This window comes from Colwellia sp. BRX10-9 (assembly GCF_014077405.1).
Taxonomy (GTDB): domain Bacteria; phylum Pseudomonadota; class Gammaproteobacteria; order Enterobacterales; family Alteromonadaceae; genus Colwellia_A.
Genome location: NZ_JACGVV010000002.1, coordinates 150,452 through 170,146, shown reverse-complemented (window position 1 = coordinate 170,146; position 19,695 = coordinate 150,452). Strand labels below are relative to the sequence as shown.

Below are 19,695 nucleotides of genomic sequence, written 5' to 3'. Positions count from 1 at the left end.
TTAATTTACCGACTCATAAAGTTTTTTATAGTTTTCAGCCATAGCTTTACAACTATAATTACGTACCGCATCCTCTCTAGCATTAGCTGCTAAGTAGGTTCTTTTGTTTTCATTGTGATACAAATATATCACTCTTTCAGCCAATGCTTCTAAACTATTAGCCTCGAACAACAAGCCGTTTTTTCCATGATTGATCACTTTAGGAATACCACCAACATTAGAAGCAATAACGGGTAATCGACATGCCATTGCTTCCAATACGGTCATTGGCATTGCTTCATATTTTGACGGCTGAAGAAAAAGAGAAAAAGTATTCAGCTTTTCCACTATATTAAAGCTTTTACCTAAAAATAATATTTTATCGTCTAGCTTTTCTGAAGCTACTAAAGCTCTCATTTTAGAAAGTCCTGGTCCATCTCCAATTATTTCAATGGTAATATCTTCGAAAATAGATGGTTCATTTTCACGTAAATACTTACCTAAACGAATCAGTAACTCGTGATTTTTTACATCATCTATCCTACCAACAGCACCTATGACAAACTCATATGGTGTAACATTTTTATAACAAAAAACATTTGTGTCTATCCCGTTAGCTATAAATATAATTTTTTCAGCTTTTATTTTCAAAGTATCCTTTAACCAATTAGTTAAATCATTTGAAACTGAAACAACTTTAGTAGCAAAGGGGAGAGAGATTTTTCTTAAAAGGTTCCGTTTTCTATTTAATCCATCAATATCATCTACCTCTCTACCATGTTCAGCATGGATTCTAAGAGGAACTCGAGCTAACCATGCAAGTGACTGATATTCAACGGCTGGCAAATTATATGTTTGAACAACTTCAGGCTTATTCTTTAACAACCAAAAAAATATTTTCCTGTGAGTTTTAAATTCTCTTCCTGGCAGTTTTTCTAGCTCAATTATATCAACCTGTTTATTTAAAAGCTTACCAAAATCTGTTGCTATCTCTAAGCAAATAATACTGTGCTTAAAATTGTTAGGCATTGTATTTATTAAATTTATTAATACTCTTTCTAAACCTCCGACATCTAACCTCAAAATAATATGGCAAATATGAAATTGTTTCATCATTTGACTAACCAAATCTATTTAATCGTTTGTAAAGGTTGGTTAAACCCCAGAAATATTTATGCTTATTCATTAGATAAAAAAGTCCTTTTAAATGAGAAAAATGAAAAATTGAAAGCTTGAAACCACGAGACAACTCTTGGGCGTCATGAATGACTTTAGCTGAAGGAATATAAGTAATTTTAAAACCATTTTCCCAAACACGTAAACAATAATCTACGTCTTCTGGTGAATAGAATATATTCTCATCAAACAAGCCGATTTTATCAACTGCCTCTTCCGTTAAAAGCCAACAGGCTGAAATGGCATAGTCTACATTTGTAGGTATAGTAGTTGACTGTAATACATGTGGTTTTGATTCAATTTTTTTCAAAAATAAGAAACGCTTTAACTTATGAATAAGCGTTGGAAATACGTCGCAAGACAATTGAAAATTACCACTATTGTAAGAAAGTCTTGGTACGGCCATACCAACACCTTTGTTAGCTTCTAAGTAAGTAATTAAGCTTTTTATGGCATCGTGGTTAATATAAGCATCAGAATCTAATACTAAAACAAATTTTCCTTTGGCTTTTTTTAATGCGGCATTTCTAGAATAGGTAGTACCTGTGTTTTCACTAAAAAAGATAGGTTTAATTAACTCTGGATGTGATTCTTGATATTTATTCTCATATTGTTTAATTAATTCGACACTGCCATCTTTTGAGCCATTATCTACAATAAAAACTTCACTTTCTTCATCAAATTTTAAAAGCGAACTTATTAGTTCGTCTAAACATCGCTGTATTGGATTAACAGAATTATAAGAAAGAATAACGGTAGAAATGAGCATAATGTATATAATCCCTTATTTAGCCAAAGTTAGCTGTTGTTTAATATCAAAAAAGTGCTGAAACATAAATAAATCTAATTGTTTATCTGCTTCGTGCTTACTCGCTGAAGACAATACAATAACCTCTCCGCCAAAGTCAGTCATCATTATTTTATTCATAAGTTGTAATAACTTAAATTTAATTTTATTTGCTGATAAAATACTATTTACTTTATATATAACCCTAACCTTACGCTCTTGGCCTTGCATGTTTACAATAGTAAAAGAGCTATAAGGTATTAGCTCACCCTTTGCAGTTGTTATTTCATTAGCTGAAATACCTTTAATTGACCAGAAATCAACATCAAACAATCTGTTTTTATAACTGATAATTTCTTTATCATCAGTTTCATAAAGGTATTTAGCGACGAATATGTCGATATTACTTTCGGTTGATGATGAGATATAAGTAGCATCGGCATCAGGAAAGGTTGGCATCCAATTATGATTAAACTTAGTAAGAATCATTGAGCTCAAAGGAGAATGAGAAGCCGATTTATTGATTTGCTGAGAAGACAATTCAGCTATATGATTTTCATATTTATACTTTAATACGGGACCAATAAGTAAAAATGATAAAGCTATAGCGATGAAGGGTAATGAAGGAAACTTTTGAGAAGCGCATTTCTCGTTGGTGTTAATGGGCTTTTCTATTTCGTTTATTGGATCCGACATATAGTAGCCGATGATAAATAGAACAACTAAAATAATACTGAAAAACACCCCACCATAAACGAAGTGATCAAAACCTACGGCGGCTTGCATGTTAGACAAATGGCCAATAAGTATCATTAAAAAAGCTCTAAGGCCATTACCTACAATAGAAACAATGCAACAGAGTAATACAAAGAGTATTTGCTTATATAATTTATTAAAATTTAGGTAAGAATATAAAACACCAATGGTAATTGTTGAAATCAAAAAGCGTATGCCACTACATGCTTCTGCTACAAGAAAGTTTCCATTAGGTATTTGTATGTACATACCGTCTCGAAATACTGGTATACCAAATACTTTAATCATAAAAACAGATATATCGGCAGTAATAAACTGCAGATAAGGGATTAAAAAATCCCCTATAGGAATTGAAAGGTATAAAAATGCTAGAGGAAACTTTAACGATAGCACAATTTTCCAGCCAAAAAAGGCCCATGTTAAAACAATGAACAAACTGAATAAGGCAAATTGCTCAACAACATTAATATAAGATAAAGCACTAATAAACCAAAAAAATGAAGTTAAACCAACAAAGAACAGTGCTAATACAGAAGGTTGAGTGCCTACTTTTGCAAGCAAGTGTTTTTTGCGATACACCAACCATAAAACGATGGGTAAAATTAAAAAACCATGCCCATAGGTATTAGAGCTTTGCCAAATATCAATAAGTTTACTAAAAGAGCTATTAAAAGCAAAAAACATGCATAATATTATGCCACTGGTGAGTGAAACATTAGTAACAAACTTATTGTTTAGCATAGTTAAGTCATTCCATTTTCTTTGGTATTTTTATTTAAATAAACACTCTTCATTGTGTCCCACTGATAATCCTTTAGCAGTCGTTCTAATTTACCTTCCATACGCGACAAATTTATGTAGTGCCTGAACTTTGATTTTAGTGGCGCATCTTTCACTCTTGGTTGTTCTGGATCTATTTCCCAAGGGTGAAAGTAAAAGCTGTAAGGTTTTTGTTCCTGTTGGTGGAATTTATCAATACGTTTCTTAGAAAGCCAATATGGATATAAACGAAAATAACCGCCACCACCAATACCTGTATTGATATTATTCTTACGCAGGGTTGGTATGGGTATTTCAATTATTTTTTGTCCACCAAAGCTTTCTGAACGTTCATGTATAAAACGAGGCCAATTCGGCACCCCATATAAGTCGTGTTGAATGGGATAAGTACTCGAGCTATATTGGAAGCCTAATTCAATTAATTTTTCATAAACCCATGTATTAGTATCATTAAGTGAAAAACTTGGCGCACGATAACCTATAACTTCAGTGCCAGACAATTGTTCTAAAATATTTTTACTTTTTACAACATCAGTAACAAAATCGTCTTTACTCATTTCAGTGATACGCTGATGTGCAAAACCATGGCTTGCTAATTCATGTCCTTGGTCAACTATCGCTTTAATCAAGTTAGGGCAACGTTCTGCGACCCAACCTAATGTAAAAAAAGTACTTTTAACATTATGCTTTTCAAATAATTCAAGTAACCGATAAGTATTATGTTCAACACGTAATGGCGTTTTTTCCCAATCGGCTTTAGCAATAGTATTTTCAAACGCAGATACGTGAAAGTAATCTTCAACATCGACTGTCATCGCATTAATAATTTGGCTCACAAATATAACCCTTGTTCCAATATAATATTACTCACAGCAAGTAGAGAGAGCATTTTATTTATCTTCCTTTGCCAAATAAAACAATTTCAACCGTTCTAATTAAAATTAATAAGTCCAACATAAAGCTACGGTGCTTAATATAATACAAATCATATTTAAGCTTCTCTAATGAGTCTTCTTCTGTTGAACCATAAGGGTACTTTAATTGTGCCCAGCCTGTTAAACCTGGCTTAACATTATGACGTTCGTTGTAGTAAGGTAAGTTTTTAATAAGCTGCTGAACAAATTCAGGACGTTCAGGACGCGGGCCAACAAAGCCCATATCGCCACGTATTACATTGAGTATTTGTGGTAATTCGTCGACACGGTATTTACGAATGAATTTACCAATACTCGTAGTCCGATCATCATTTTCGGAGGCCATTTGAGCACCATTTTTTTCGGCGTCAATACGCATACTTCTGAATTTATAAATATTAAAAGCTTGTCCATCTAAGCCAACGCGCTCTTGTAGATAAAAAATAGGGGCTTTCATGCCTTCGTCTAATTTAATAAGTATGGCTGTTATTAGCATAACTGGCCAAGTAACTAAGGTTAAAGCAATAGCAATAGCCGCGTTAAAAACCCAATCTAAGGTATTGCGTAAATGGTTACCTGAAGCAAAACCATTTGAATAGATCACCCAACTTGGATAAATAAGGTTTACGGCAATTTGACCTGTTTCACGCTCGATAAAATCGAGAATTTCGGTAATTTCTACGCCACGTATTTTACAGGCAAAAAGTTCATCAACCGGTAAATTATCACGACGTTCATCACTAGCAACAACAATTTCGTCGATACCATGCTCTAGTGCATAATTAACCAGAGAACCTTCTAATGCAATCCTGTTTTCGTTAACTATGCCTGTTTCGGTGTCACCTGGCATAATAACAAAGCCGTGCATGTAAAACCCCTGCCTGTCGACATCTCGGCGCATACGTTTTTCGATAATAGAGGCTCGATCACCTGCGCCAAGCACTAATACCACTCTTTTACTGAAACCAAAAAAGTCAACTTGCAGGGTAAAATAACGAAAAGCACTATCAATAATAAGACTAAATAATGCCGCCAGTGCAAGTAATTCAATTTTTAAAGCGTGTTGACCATATAAGGGATTAATTAGGGTCACAATAAAGAAGCCAATCGCTACAGAAACAAGCAAACGCCTGACAATACCACGGTAATTTTCACGAAGCTTCGAGTTATATAAACCTAGAGCTAATAATGATAGTTGTACCATTAGCGCGAAAACAATCGCGCAAATAGCCAATAAATTAGTAGGTATGTTTTGATGCTCGACAAATAAAAACAAGCTATTTAAATAGACAGTCAGTAATAATGAACCCGCGAAAAAAATCAGTTCAATAATAACTAAAGATTTACTACCCGAAGATAGATCTCGAAACTTTGGGCTAGACATATGAATTAATTATTCCCTTTATTATTAACAGATTCAACTTGTTCATTTATGATTTTTAGTAAAAAACACCCAAAACATAAGCGTGTAAGATAATAGCAATAATCATAAGTTTTTTACACCTATTAAATGTTGTGCAACCTTTGTAAAAATCACATACAATCAGATAGCTTAGTATCAATTTAATAAATTCGATGTATAAAGAAGGTTATAACCATGGAAAAGAATATGCTCGGTCAACTAAAAACAGCAATACTACTAACTATAGCTTATGTTATTTCAGGTTGTAGTACATTAACCTTACCACCAGCCACCATACACCAATCGAATACGGTTGATGTTAGCACTTATAAATATTTAATTGGTGCCGGTGATGTTGTTAATATATTCGTATGGCGTAACCCTGAAGTTTCAGGCACATTTGTTGTGCGTCCCGACGGAATGATAACCACCTCTTTAGTTGAAGATATACCTGTATCAGGCAAAACACCTACCGAACTCGCGCGAACTATTGAAGAAATTCTAGCAACTTACTTGAGAGAGCCCGTAGTTACCGTAACCGTAAATAATTTTGTTGGCCCATTTAGTGAGCAGATACGTGTTATTGGTGAAGCTGCAGAACCTAAGTCAATCAATTATATTCAGCAAATGACATTGCTCGACGTAATGATTCAGGTCGGTGGCTTAACTGAATTTGCTGATGGTAATGATGCTATTTTAGTAAGAGTGGAAAATGGCAAACAAAAACAATATGAAATTTATATTGAAGACTTAATTAAGAATGGCGAGATAGCGGCTAACGTTGACGTTTTGCCCGGTGATATAATTGTTATCCCTGAAACTTGGTTTTAGTTTTAGTTAAATAAGAAAACAATCGCCTATTTTATTAATTGCCTGTATTTAGAGGTCAGGAATGCAAGAAACACTTGAACAAATTTTAGATTATTTAAAAGGTATGTGGATAAAACGCCGCTATCTTATGATTGCTACTTGGCTTATTTGCCCTTTAGGTTGGTTAGTAGTTTCACAGCTACCAGATACTTATGAGTCAGAAGCGCGAGTGTTTGCTGATACCCAATCAATTTTAAGACCTTTATTAAAAGGTATGACCGTTGAGTCAAATCCGGATGTACAAATTCGTTTAATGGTAAGAACTTTATTAAGCCGACCCAACTTAGAGCGTATATCTAGAATGACGGATCTAGATGTACAAGCTAATACGCCACAAGAGTTTGAAAATTTAATTCTTCGTTTGAGGGACAATATTTCCATAAATAAAACAGGTGGTAGTAAAGATAATATATTCACCATAAAATTTACCGATAAAGATCCAATAATGGCGCGTGATGTTGTTCAGTCTGTGATCACGGTTTTCATTGAAAATACCCGTGGCGAAAATCGTCGAGACTCCGATTCAGCGCAAAAATTTCTTGATAGCCAAATTAATGAATATGAAAATCGCTTATTAAAAGCAGAAGCACGGCTTACGAATTTCAAACAAAAGTATAGTGAAGTACTGCCTAATCAATACGGTGGCTATTACCAAAAACTTAATAATGCAAAAGAACAATTAAAGACTATTGAGCTTATTCTACTCGAAACAAAAACGCAATTAGCTGGTTCAAAAGCCAAGTTAGAGCAACCTGCTGCCGCTAACTCTTCTCAACAAAGTAATATCGTTGATTCGAATAGTGTTAAAACTACCTACGATGATCGTATTGCAGAGTTAGAAGGCCAATTAGATTCTTTACAACTTAGGTACACAGAGCAACACCCTGATGTAAAAGAAGTTCAGCGTCGCCTTGAGCATTTATCAAAGAAAAGAAATGAAGAAATTGAACAGTACTTATCGAGTAACAATGATGATAACAATGACTACGCACCAATTAGTCAGAACCCGGTAATTCAAGAAATTCAAATTCAAGTTAATCAGCTTGAAGGTCAAGTTGCTTCGATGGAAGTTAGAGCGAACGACTATAGAAATACGGTTAAGGAACTTGAAAATAAGATTCATACTCTGCCTGAAATCGAAGCTGAGTTAGTAGGCCTAGACCGTGGCTACGATATCACTAAAAAACAATATGAAGATTTACTTAATCGTAAAGAAAAAGCGCTGATCGGACAATCTGCTGATGAAACAACCAGTAAAATCAATTTTAAAGTGATTGATCCTCCTCTTGCACCATTAAAACCAGCGGGACCTAAACGTATTTTATTTTATGCCGTTATCACCTTTTTAGGTGTTGGCGTGGGTTTAGGGATTTCATTTTTATTCAGTCAAATAAACCCAGTGGTCACTTCAAGTAGCCAAGTAGCTCGGGCAACGGGCATTCCTATTTTTGGTATTGTTTCTGCTACTGAAAATATAGGCCTGCAAAGTAAAGATACTCGTAAAACTATTCTATTTTTTGTTTCTAATAGCTTGCTGATTTTACTGCTGTGCTTTTTTGTGGCTTACACGTTATTTCCCGATGTCATACAAGCGCCGATACATAGGATTTTTAATTTATGAGTACCATAGAAAAAGCGCTCGCAAAGCAAAAAATTGCTCAACAAGGAAATCCGACTATAGTCACTGAGGATGCAGTTATAGCTGCACCACAAAAAATAGCAGAAAGTGTAGCGAAGGATACAAGCTCAGAAAACCATAGCAATAATGAAATTTTAGAACTCAACAAAAAAGACCTAGAAAGTCGTGGTTTCTTAATCGATAACGGTACCAGAAAAAGTATTAAAGATGAGTTTAGGCTAATTAAACGTAAGCTCTTAAACAATGCCTTTGGCTCAGGCTCTAAAACGCTTAAAAACAGTAATTTGGTTATGATAAGCAGCTCTAAACCGAATGAAGGCAAAACTTTTATTTCAATTAACTTAGCGCTAAGTATCGCTTTAGAACAAGATAAAACAGTATTGCTAATAGACGCAGATGTTCTACGCCCAAGCATAAATAGAGAATTAGGTTTTAAGCAAGTCCCTGGCTTGATTGAATACTTACTGGGTGAGAAGCGCGATATTTCTGAAATAATGTACAGTACCAATATTGATAAGCTTAAAATAATACCTGCAGGTGAACCTCATCATCTTTCTAATGAGTTACTCGCCAGTGACCGTATGGAGTCTTTAGCTAAAGAACTTGCAGAGCGCTACCCTGACCGTATTGTAATATTTGACTGTCCACCGTTAATTGGCGTTACAGAAACGATGGTCTTAGCCAATTTAATGGGCCAAGCACTGGTCGTAGTTGAAGAATCAAAAACGCTCTTAGCAGATATTCAAAAAGCGACAGAAAACCTCAACGAAGATTTAGCACTGGGTTTAGTGCTAAACAAAGCAATCAGATCTCACAAGGATATGTATGGCTATTATGGTTATGGATACGGCACTAAATAAGACAGTATTAGCTGCAGCAATCTTTGCCATTTTATCTGCAAATACTTTCGCAGGGGAATGGCAGTTTACACCACAGTTAATTATTGATGAAACCTATACAGATAATGTTAATTTATCTGTTAACGACACAACAGCAAGTTTAGTTAGTCAAACAGGTGTTGAATTAAGTACTCTGTTTTCATCAAAAAAATTAGATTTTACCTTTGATGCAAAAAGTCTTTATGCAATTTACAGCCATGACCATGATTCCGATGATGACTATCATACATTGGACAGTTCTTTTCGCTTAAAGCTAGGCCCTAAAGGACTTGCTTTAATCGGTAGTGCTGCAATATCAAACCAAGCACGTAATAATTCCAGTAATGCGCTCGCAGATATTGTTTCTGGTGACACCATCAGAGTTGAAAATTATTCGGGTGGTTTTCAGTACACGATTAATAATAGTGATTTTATTGTTGGGTCGGGCATTCAATACCAAACAACTAAATCACAAGACGGTATAGGTGAACAAGAAGGCTATGCTGTACAGTTTTTAAGTGAAAATGGCTCTGCTGCTCGAAATGTATATTGGGATATGTCATCTGAATATTCTGATGCGACTAATCAAGGCAGAGACGGACAGTTATTTAAAGGCGAAGTTAAAATCGGTTTGATTACGGGCTATAAGATAACTCCGTTTATACGATATTATGATGAAACTAATGATGGTGATCTTGTTGATAATAGTTCATCACTTGAATCAGACTCTTATGGCGGCGGCTTACGCTGGTTAATAAGCCCTAGGCTCCTATTAGACCTATCTTATAACACACCTACCGGTACTCAACTAGACCTTGATGGTAAAGAACAACAAGACTATGCTGCGGCCACAATTCGCTGGGAGCCTAGCCAAAGAACGACCTTAATAATTGATTACGGCCAACGCTTTTACGGAGAAAGTTATGGGTTTGACTTTGTACATAAAAACAAGCGTTTAACCAATACCATTACTTATGTCGAAGAGGTTCAAGCATTTACCCGTAATAATTATGAAAGTGTCGCCTTAGGTAGCTTTTGGTGCCCACAAGGTGATATAGCTGACTCTTCAACCTGTTTTGTCAATAATAATGATAATATCGATTTTGATAATTATCAGCTAGTCAACTTAAATGATTTTGTTTTAGTGGAAGATTTAGGCCTTTCATTAAACAAACAGTTACTGTGGTCTTCAGAATTAGCACTACCGCGAACCACTTTCAGCGTTGAGCTATCAAAATTGACCCGCGAAAATTTAAATACCCGTACCCAAGATGAAAATAAAAAGGCATCATTTGCGATTAAACGCAAAGTGAGTGGTAAATCAAATATAAATTTCATGCTTGAATATACTGACACCCACTTTTTACTTGGGCAAGAAAATGGCCGTCAAGACCGCTACCGACGTTATAGTCTTGAGTATGACAAATCCTTAAATAGTAAACTGACCGTTAAATTAGGCGTAAGCCATCTTAACCGCAGTTCTACGACGCAATCATTCAATTATGAGGAAGACAGAATCACCCTCAAATTCAATAAAGGTTTTTAGCAGTATGTACGAAAATTATTATGGTTTTAAAGAGCGTCCTTTTCAGTTAAGTCCCGACCCACGTTTCTTTTTCGCGTCAAGCAACCACCAAAGAGCAATGTCTTATTTACAATATGGCTTAGATCAAGGCGAAGGTTTTATTGTAGTTACTGGGCCTATAGGCACGGGTAAAACAACAATAGCGCGTAACCTTTTAAACAATATTGCTGACGATTCAATTGTTGCCGCTCAACTTGTCACGACTAAGCTCGACCCGCAGGAATTACTTGAACTTGTTGCTTTTGAATTTAAGATCTCGGTTAAAGGTAAAAGCAAAGCTGAGTTACTACAGTCAATTGAACAGTTTCTTATTGATTTGAATCGCCAAGGTAAGCGGGCTTTGTTGATTGTTGATGAAGCACAAAATTTACCTATAGAAACCGTTGAAGAACTCCGCATGTTATCGAATTTTCAGCTGGATAATAAACCATTGATACAAAGTTTTCTTCTCGGACAAGAAGAACTTAAAGATATTATTCAAGCGCCTAATATGGAGCAATTTCGTCAACGTATTATTGCATCTGCGCATTTAAAACCACTGACTAGTGACGAAGTTAAAGAATACATTAATCATAGATTGCAGCAAGCAGGTTGTATTAAAGAGGCACTCTTCTCAGATGAAGGCTTTAACGTTATTCATGAAAAAACGTTAGGCGTTCCAAGAAAAATCAATATTTTTGTTGACCGTTTATTATTATTTGGGTTTTTAGAAGAGCTAGCTTGTATTGATGTTGACGCAATTAACGAAGTCGCGTTAGAGATGCAAGTAGAGTTAACCGGTTCACTTCATAAAGTACAATTAGCCAGTAATGAACCTAGCCAGGCTAGCGCACAGCTCATCGTTAATTCAACTGAGAATGTTGAAAACATGAAAGAAATATTAAGAGAAGTAGAAGAGATATTAGAGTCGTCGATTAAGCAGAAAATTAAAATGGCGCGTTATGTTGATAAACTCCTTAAGCAGAAGAGTCGTTTATATGCTGAAAGTAATATCGATGAAAGTATTGAAGCTAACTCAGAACTAACGGCTGATACAATTGCCGATACTAATTCTGAACGAAGTAGTGAAAACGATAAGAGTTAACATCCTTAATTAGTGGAGAAGATTTTATAACAAAACCTTCTCCGTATTTCAAATCATCTAGGTTTCGTTAATTGTTAGGCCATATTTTTCAATTAATGAATACAATGTTGGTCTAGTAACACCCAGTAATTCTGCAGCTTTTGACATATTGCCTTCGGCTAGCGCATAAGCTTTTTGAATAGCCAGTGACTCTGCTTTTTCTCGCACCGAACGCAAATTCAAAGACAACTCAAGTTCAGTATTCGTATGATCAAAAAAGCCTAAGTCAAAAGCAGTCACTTGTGTGCCAGTCGTCATAATTACCGAACTTTTTACTTTATTTTGTAACTCACGAATATTACCCGGCCATTTATGAGCCTTAATAGCACTTAAACCGTCTTCTGAAAAACTTTTTACATTACGTTTATATTCAAGTGCGTACATCTGTAAAAAATATTGAGCCAGAATTAATACGTCTTCATCTCGATCACGAAGAGGGGGTATATTTAAGGTTATTTCACTAACGCGGTAAAATAAGTCTTCACGGAAAGTTTTATCTTTAACCATTTGTTCTAAGTTTTGATTGGTTGCACAAACGACTCGAACATCCACATTAATTTCTTGTCGACCACCAAGGCGTTCAATCGTTTTTTCTTGTAAGAAGCGTAATAGTTTTGCTTGCAAGCTAAAGGGCATATCACCAATTTCATCAAGAAATAAAGTACCGCCTTCTGCACACTCTATTTTGCCTTTAGTCGCACGATGAGCACCGGTAAAGGCTCCTTTTTCAAAACCAAACAATTCACTTTCTAATAAGTTTTCAGGGATAGAAGCACAGTTAATAGCAACAAAGGGCTTATTACTGCGCTCACTGGCAATATGCACGGCATTGGCGGTTACTTCTTTACCTGTGCCGCTTTCGCCCAGTAATAAGGCAGTAATTTGGGTTGGCGCAATACGTTTTACCATCATGCGGAGGCGGTCAATAGCTTCACTGTTTCCAATAATGCCAATATCACTACCCGCAACTTGACGCATCTTACGGTTTTCTTCTTCAATTGCCGAAACACTAAAAGCCCGAGCAATAATGACATTGATCACATCAGCATCTATTGGCTTTTGATAAAAGTCGTAGGCACCCGCAGAAATAGCTTTTAACGCATTAGTACGATCATCATTGCCGGTGATCACTATCACCTTAGTATGAGGCGCTATGGTCAAAATTTCCTGTAATGCCGCTAAACCTTCAGTGGCATTAGCTTCATCTGGCGGCAAACCTAAATCAAGCGTAACAACTTTGGGTTCAAAGCGACGTACTGCAGCAATAGCACTTTCACGATCACCTGCTAATACAGCCTCATAATCAGATAAGCTCCACTTAAGTTGCTTTTGTATTCCTTTATCATCATCAATGATCAGTAACTTTTCCATACGACTAAAACCCTTTTATTATGTATACGCTTTATTTGAGCGCGTGACCCTGAATTCATGAACGCCGTACTCAATCTACGTACGTCATCCTGAATTTATTTCAGGATCTCAACCCAGATACTGAAACAAGTTCAGCATGACGGGAAAAAACCTGACCTATCGTCAGCCTGAATCCACAATCGTCATCCTGAACTCACGTACGTTATCCTGAAACCACGAACGTCATCCTGAATTTATTTCAGGATCTTAACCCAGATACTGAAACGAGTTCAGCATGACGGAAAAAACCTTACCTATCGTCGTCCTGAAACAACATATGTCATTCCGAATCCACGAGCGTCAGCCTGAACTCATGAACGTCATCCTGAATTTATTTCAGGATCTTAACCCAGATACTGAAACGAGTTCAGCATGACGGAAAAAACCTTACCTATCGTCGTCCTGAAACAACATATGTCATTCCGAATCCACGAATGTCACTCTGAAACCACAAACGTTATCCTGAATCCACAAACGTCATCCTGAATTTATTTCAGGTTCTTAACCCAGATACTGAAACGAGTTCAGCATGACGGAAAAAACCTTACCTATCGTCGTCCTGAAACAACATATGTCATTCTGAATCCACAAACGTCAGCCTGAATCCACAAACGTCATCTTGAACTCATGAACGTCATGCTGAACTCGTTTCAGGATCCCAGCCCAGATACTGAAACGAGTTCAGCATGACGGGGAAAAACAACCTTACCTATCGTCGTCATGAAACCACATATGTCATTCTGAATCCACGAGCGTCAGCCTGAACTCATGAACGTCATCCTGAATTTATTTCAGGATCTTAACCCAGATACTGAAACGAGTTCAGCATGACGGAAAAAACCTTACCTATCGTCGTTCTGAAACAACATATGTCATTCTGAATCCACGAACGTCAGCCTGAATCCACAAACGTCATCTTGAACTCATGAACGTCATCCTGAATTTATTTCAGGATCCCAACCCGGATACTGAAACAAGTTCAGCATGACGGGGAAAAACAACCTTACCTATCGTCGTCAAGAAACCACATATGTCATTCTGAATCCACGAGCGTCAGCCTGAACTCATGAACGTCACCCTGAATTTATTTCAGGATCTTAACCCAGATACTGAAACGAGTTCAGCATGACGGGGAAAACAACTTTACCTGTCGTCGCTCTGAATCCAGGTACATCGTCCTAAGTCCACGCACGCCTGCCTGATTCCGCGTACGTCATCCTAAATCCATGAACGTCATCCTGAATTTATTTCAGGATCTGTATTCCACCGTAATATATCATTTATAAACTTGGATTTATTGGTAAGTCTATTATAAAAACAGTGCCTTTATTTTCAATACTCTCGACTTTAATTATTCCGGCAATACCTTCAACAAATTGCTTGGCCTCGAATACACCAATGCCCATACCCGCATTACCTTTAGTGGTATCAAAAGGTTTGAATAGTCGATTATTAATAAAGTCTGCCGACATACCGCAGCCATTATCAGAAATTTTAATTCCTATATGGTTTTCTATCTGAGTAAGCTCTACTTTAACCCAGCCATCTTTGCTTGTCGCTTCCTGTGCATTCTGTATTAAGTGATTGAGCACTGAATGAAACGTTTCATTATCAATAGCCATTTCGCAATGGTTGATTTTATTAAAGCTCACTTTAGGTAACTCAATATTTCTCTGCTCTATTACACTGTTAATGATTGCTGAAATATCAACCAACTCACTTTTAGATTGAGCTGCTTGTTTATTACGTAATTGCGAAAGCACTTTAGATAAGCGTTCTGTCGCTGACTCTACCGTTTCAAAAACATCAGCAATAAACTCTGGGTTATCCCGGTGTTTTTCTTCATTAGAGGTAATAAGTGCTAACTGAGCTTGAACATTTTTCAAATCATGCACCAAAAAAGCGGACATACGGTTAAAGGCATCAAACTGTTTTGATTCTGCTAATTTATCATTAGCTTCATGTAAAGAAACGAAATTCCCTAACTGTTTAGATATAGCAAAAAGTAAATCTCTGTCTTCCCAATTTAATTGCTTAACTTGATTTTTTCCCGCTAAAATAAACATCCCATAGAATGCTTTACCAATAAAAATAGGGACTATAATTCTGATACTTTTGGTATCGAACAATGATAAGTCCAGAGATAAGCCAGGATAAACAGTTGGTGTTTGGCGATATTCTTCAACATCAATGATCCAGCCTTGGCGCTGACAAAAAAGACTGCACTCGACCAGTTGCTGATTAAAGGTATCATCTAGAAGCAATTTTTCAGAATATTGAACACTGAAACGTTGACCTGTTACTTTTTTCAAAATAGCGCCAGCATATGCATCTACTTTTGACATCATTATTTGAGTTGCCATTTGATAATAGCTTTCAGCATTGGTGGTTTCTATTTTTTCAATAAGGTTTAACCATTCATCGCGGTATTCGTATTTATTAGCAAAAAAGTTTTTTGCTATAAACACTTTTAATTTCCGGCGCAACGATTCGGTAATAAATAAAGCGACTAATACTAAAGCACTTAACATTAGAAAGCCGATACTAACAACGCTGCCCCACTCTCCACCTATGTAGTTAATAACATAGCCAGCAAAGGCCATAACCAACAAATATATACCGGCAATCATCAACATTGAGCTATAAAAAACAACATGTCGAGAAACAAAAATTCTTACTGCTCCATTACGAATCCGTCGAGTACTAATGAGTAATAGAGGCACAACAATAAGAGAGATAAAGCCACGACTAAACCAAAAATCAAAATCAATACCGTCAACCATAGTGGCTTGTGCATATAAAACAAAGTCAAAAATCGCAACGCTGGCTAATGCAATAACCATCGGCCAAATAGCCCAGCGCACTTGTGAATCAGCACTTCGGTATAACTGCTCTAGTAGCACTAAACTCCATAAATTAAGCACAATAAAAAGTAGAAATAAATACTCATAGGAATAATTCAATAAGACACTCGCCAACCAGCAAGCAACCATGAGTATGGTCCAAACTTTGATATATTGACGAATATGTGAATTAGCAATAACCGCCCGAAAAGAGCGTTGTTCTGTGTTACAAAGCAAGATTAATAACGACCAGCAAGCTACTTTAAAGCCATCTGCAAGCATCGCCCACTGCAGGCTAAAGCCTAACTTTATTTGTAAGGCAGCAACCCCATTAGCAATAACCGTGACTAATACAGAAACTAATACCCAGCGAGCGAGCGTTGTCTTATTTCGTGCAGCAAAAATCAGTAGCGCAAAAACTAAATATGCAATGCCAGCTAATGAATAACCAAATAGACCTAATGAATCCATAATATAAACTTCTTGTTGAGTTTTTGTTTAGTCGTTGTTTTGTTTTTTATCTTCAGTAAATACGTCGGTTAATACCGGTACTAATAAAAAGCTCGCGATAGCCGAGACACATAAGCCTGAAATAATAACAGTGCCTAAAGGCTGCCATAACGCACCACCAAAAATAGTTAAGGGCAACAGTCCACCAATAGTTGTTAGCGTTGTTAATAATATTGGGGTAAAACGGCTTGCGCTAGCCGTTATAATGGCTTCTTTTAAGCTAGCTGACTCTGCAAGGTTTCGATTGGTGGTATCAATTAATATAATGGCATTATTGACCACTATCCCAAACAGACTAATTAAACCAATAAATGCCATCATTGAAAAGGATTGTTCGGTTAAATATAAACCTATTATCGAGCCTGCCATAGCAAAGGGAATTGAAGTAAAAATTACGATGGGTTGTAAAAAAGACTTAAACTGTAAGACCAGCACCGCGAAAATACCAATAGCGGTAACAAGCATGATTTGAGTGAGCCCAGAAAAATTTTCTTGACGAGATTCTTCTTCTCCTCCCAAATTATAACTAACGCCGTTTGGCATTTTATACTCATCTAAGTACGCAATAACGTTAGCCGTAAGCTCACTTACCGTATAATTTTTATCTACATCTGCAGATACTTTTGCCATACGTAATTTTTGATAATGATAAAACTCAGTGCGACCTTTTTGCAGTTTAGTACTAATAAATTGATTAAGCGGAATAGCTTCACCTAATCGATTAGTAACATTAATATCAGCTAAACCATCAATATCTGGATTTTTACGACGCACAATAATGGGATAATTTTCACCGTTATCGTCATTAAATTGCCCTATGGATGTTCCAGAAAGTATCGTCTGTAAAGTAGTATCAAGGGTATTGATATCTATATTGCTTAAACCTGCTTTTTCATAATTGATATCCAGCAGAAGCTCTGTATTAGCAACACCAATTGGGTTATCAATATTTATGATGCCTTTTGTATTTGCCATCATATTGGCAAGATCATTAGCAACCAGCTCTAAGTCAGACAGTGACTCACTCATTAACCTAACGCTTATGGGTAAGTCAGTAACCGGACCTTGCGTAAACTCACTAACCGTAATTTTAGCTTCCTGCCACTGACCGAACTCTTCGCGCAGTTCACTAACAAAACTAGAGACTCTTACCGCGTCATATTCAGCCAATACAACAATAACCTGGCCATAAGTTGCCACACCACGTTTAGGAATTTGATTGTAATAAATACGAGGGTTGGCACTACCAACATTTAAAGCAACTTTTTCTACTAAATCATTTTTTTCGATGATTTTAGTCATTTTTTGCATAACTTTATCAGTATAAGCTAACGATGAATTAGGCGGTGTTTCAACATCAAGCATGATCATTGGCTTTTCCGCTTTAGGGAAAAGACTCACGCCCACCTTGCCAAATAATGACAACATGCCCACTAAGCATAAAACTGCAATAACAATAACAATCCAGCGTAAATTGATAAACCGACTTAACCATTTTGCATAAGTCTGCTCGGCAAATATATTCACATAATGCTGCAAAGTCTTTATTTTAGAGGTGTTTTTCTCTGTATTGGCTGCAAAAAATCGGCTCGCTAACAGTGGCGTTAACGTTAGTGCAATTAACAAAGAAGCGAGTAACACTAATACCACAGTAACAGGCATTGAGCGAACAAAGTCACCGGTACTGCTTGCTAACATTAGCATAGGTAAAAACGCTAACATCGTGGTAACAGTGCCACTGGTTATTGCCCAGCCAACCTTGCTTGTACCAGATGCTGCCGCGTCACTAAGAGGCGTGACTTTTTTCTTTTCGCGATGAATACTCTCGGTAACAACAATGGCATTATCAACTAGCAAACCTAATGCAATGATCAATCCAACAATCGACATTTGTTGTAAACCGAAGCCAATAAAATCTAACCAACCTATTGCCACTAAAAATGACAACGGAATCACCGCAATGACCACTAAAGATTCACGTAACCCTAAGAATATTAGCGACATAATGCCAACTAAGACTAGTCCTTGCCAAAGGTTATCAAAGAAACCATTTACTCTTGATTCAACACTATCCGCTTGTTTAAACAACACATCAACATTCATGTTGTCAGGTAAACTTTCGGTAAAACTTGCTATTTCATTATCGATATTTTCAGTTAGCGCAAAAATATTTGTATCGGGTCGTTGCTCTACGGTTAGAAAAATAACCGGCTTATTGTCATAATATGCTAAATAATTAGGCTCTAATCCAGAAAATTCAATTGTCGCAACATCTTTTAAACGTAGTATAAAACTGTCATCAGAGCGAATAACCGTTTCACCTAACTCGGCCAATTGCACAAAATTCCCACTGGCTTTTACATTAAAGCGCCTTGAACTTGCATCAACATAACCCGGGGTAATATTTACGGCTCGACCTTGCAAAATTGCGTTGATATCGGTAACAGATAAACCGTAATGCTTTAACAAGGCTAAATTAACGTCAATCGCAACAATTTGCTGAGGGTATCCCCAAATATTCGCTTTTCGAACGTCGTTAATCGCTTCTAAACGTTTTTCTAACTGTTTGGCGTAAAACTCCATATCTTTATAATCAATCGGCTCACTCCAAAGTGCCAGTTGCATAATAGCGACACCAGAGGGTGTTGCTTTTAAAACAAGTAAGTCATGAACACCTTGAGGTAAACTGGGTTTAACGGATGAAACCGCTTGCTTTACTTTGTTAAAAGCAGCTTCGGAGTCCGTGCCATATAAAAAGGTAATTTCAATACGAGCCCCACCATTTTTGACCTGAGATTCAATTTTTTTGATATTTTCTATATCAGAAAATTCTTCCTCAAGTGGATTTATCACTAAAGTTTCAATATCTGCGGGTGAGGCACCAGGATAAATCACTTCAATTAAGGTGATGGGCATATCAAATTGCGGGTCTTCTGAACGTGGCATTTGAAAGTATGAAACAATACCAACCAGTACTAATAGCACCACTATCGTTAGAGTAAACTGAGCGTTTTTTATGGCGAGTTTAGGTAGTAGCATAAAA

13 protein-coding genes are annotated in these 19,695 nt (G+C 36.5%); 5 read left to right on the top strand and 8 right to left on the bottom strand.

Features of this window, described 5'->3' with window-relative positions:
• The 5 genes from H4J69_RS02005 to H4J69_RS01985 form a co-directional block, all read right to left on the bottom strand.
• On the bottom strand, positions 1-1,095 hold the full coding sequence (locus tag H4J69_RS02005) for a glycosyltransferase (RefSeq protein WP_182244345.1): 1,095 nt from the start codon (positions 1,093-1,095) through the stop codon (positions 1-3).
• Positions 1,096-1,099: 4 nt separating this feature from the next.
• The gene (locus H4J69_RS02000) at positions 1,100-1,924 is read right to left on the bottom strand and encodes a glycosyltransferase family 2 protein (RefSeq protein ID WP_182244346.1); all 825 of its coding nucleotides are present in this window, start codon (positions 1,922-1,924) and stop codon (positions 1,100-1,102) included.
• A 15-nt stretch (positions 1,925-1,939) separates the two neighbouring features.
• The gene (gene xrtA / locus H4J69_RS01995) at positions 1,940-3,439 is read right to left on the bottom strand and encodes an exosortase A (RefSeq protein ID WP_182244347.1); all 1,500 of its coding nucleotides are present in this window, start codon (positions 3,437-3,439) and stop codon (positions 1,940-1,942) included.
• A gap of 2 nt (positions 3,440-3,441) precedes the next feature.
• Entirely contained in the window at positions 3,442-4,293 is an 852-nt protein-coding gene (locus H4J69_RS01990) for an XrtA system polysaccharide deacetylase (protein WP_182230745.1), read from the bottom strand.
• Between the two features lie 79 nt (positions 4,294-4,372).
• A complete protein-coding gene (locus tag H4J69_RS01985; RefSeq protein ID WP_182174157.1) occupies positions 4,373-5,776 on the bottom strand; it encodes a TIGR03013 family XrtA/PEP-CTERM system glycosyltransferase in 1,404 nt (467 codons plus the stop codon).
• Between the two features lie 213 nt (positions 5,777-5,989).
• On the opposite strand from H4J69_RS01985, the gene H4J69_RS01980 reads away from it, so the two are divergent.
• From H4J69_RS01980 to H4J69_RS01960, 5 genes are all read left to right on the top strand, one after another.
• Positions 5,990-6,625 (top strand): XrtA/PEP-CTERM system exopolysaccharide export protein, encoded by a 636-nt coding sequence (locus tag H4J69_RS01980; protein WP_182230736.1) that lies wholly within the window; start codon positions 5,990-5,992, stop codon positions 6,623-6,625.
• A gap of 61 nt (positions 6,626-6,686) precedes the next feature.
• A complete protein-coding gene (locus H4J69_RS01975; protein WP_182244348.1) occupies positions 6,687-8,285 on the top strand; it encodes an XrtA system polysaccharide chain length determinant in 1,599 nt (532 codons plus the stop codon).
• Positions 8,282-9,163: an XrtA-associated tyrosine autokinase gene (locus tag H4J69_RS01970; protein WP_182244349.1), complete on the top strand. Its 882-nt coding sequence runs from the start codon at positions 8,282-8,284 to the stop codon at positions 9,161-9,163. The genes H4J69_RS01975 and H4J69_RS01970 overlap by 4 nt, the downstream gene beginning before the upstream one ends.
• Positions 9,129-10,727: a TIGR03016 family PEP-CTERM system-associated outer membrane protein gene (locus H4J69_RS01965; protein WP_182244350.1), complete on the top strand. Its 1,599-nt coding sequence runs from the start codon at positions 9,129-9,131 to the stop codon at positions 10,725-10,727. The genes H4J69_RS01970 and H4J69_RS01965 overlap by 35 nt, the downstream gene beginning before the upstream one ends.
• A gap of 4 nt (positions 10,728-10,731) precedes the next feature.
• Positions 10,732-11,850, top strand: coding sequence for an XrtA/PEP-CTERM system-associated ATPase (locus H4J69_RS01960; RefSeq protein WP_182230740.1), 1,119 nt, complete (start codon positions 10,732-10,734; stop codon positions 11,848-11,850).
• Between the two features lie 57 nt (positions 11,851-11,907).
• On the opposite strand, the gene prsR is transcribed toward H4J69_RS01960, so the two are convergent.
• From prsR to H4J69_RS01945, 3 genes are all read right to left on the bottom strand, one after another.
• Positions 11,908-13,260: a PEP-CTERM-box response regulator transcription factor gene (gene prsR / locus H4J69_RS01955; RefSeq protein WP_182244351.1), complete on the bottom strand. Its 1,353-nt coding sequence runs from the start codon at positions 13,258-13,260 to the stop codon at positions 11,908-11,910.
• 1,319 nt (positions 13,261-14,579) lie between these two features.
• Positions 14,580-16,613, bottom strand: a complete 2,034-nt coding sequence (gene prsK, locus H4J69_RS01950) for an XrtA/PEP-CTERM system histidine kinase PrsK (RefSeq protein WP_182244352.1) — start codon at positions 16,611-16,613, stop codon at positions 14,580-14,582.
• 27 nt (positions 16,614-16,640) lie between these two features.
• Positions 16,641-19,691 (bottom strand): efflux RND transporter permease subunit, encoded by a 3,051-nt coding sequence (locus tag H4J69_RS01945; protein ID WP_182244353.1) that lies wholly within the window; start codon positions 19,689-19,691, stop codon positions 16,641-16,643.
• Positions 19,692-19,695: the final 4 nt, after the last annotated feature.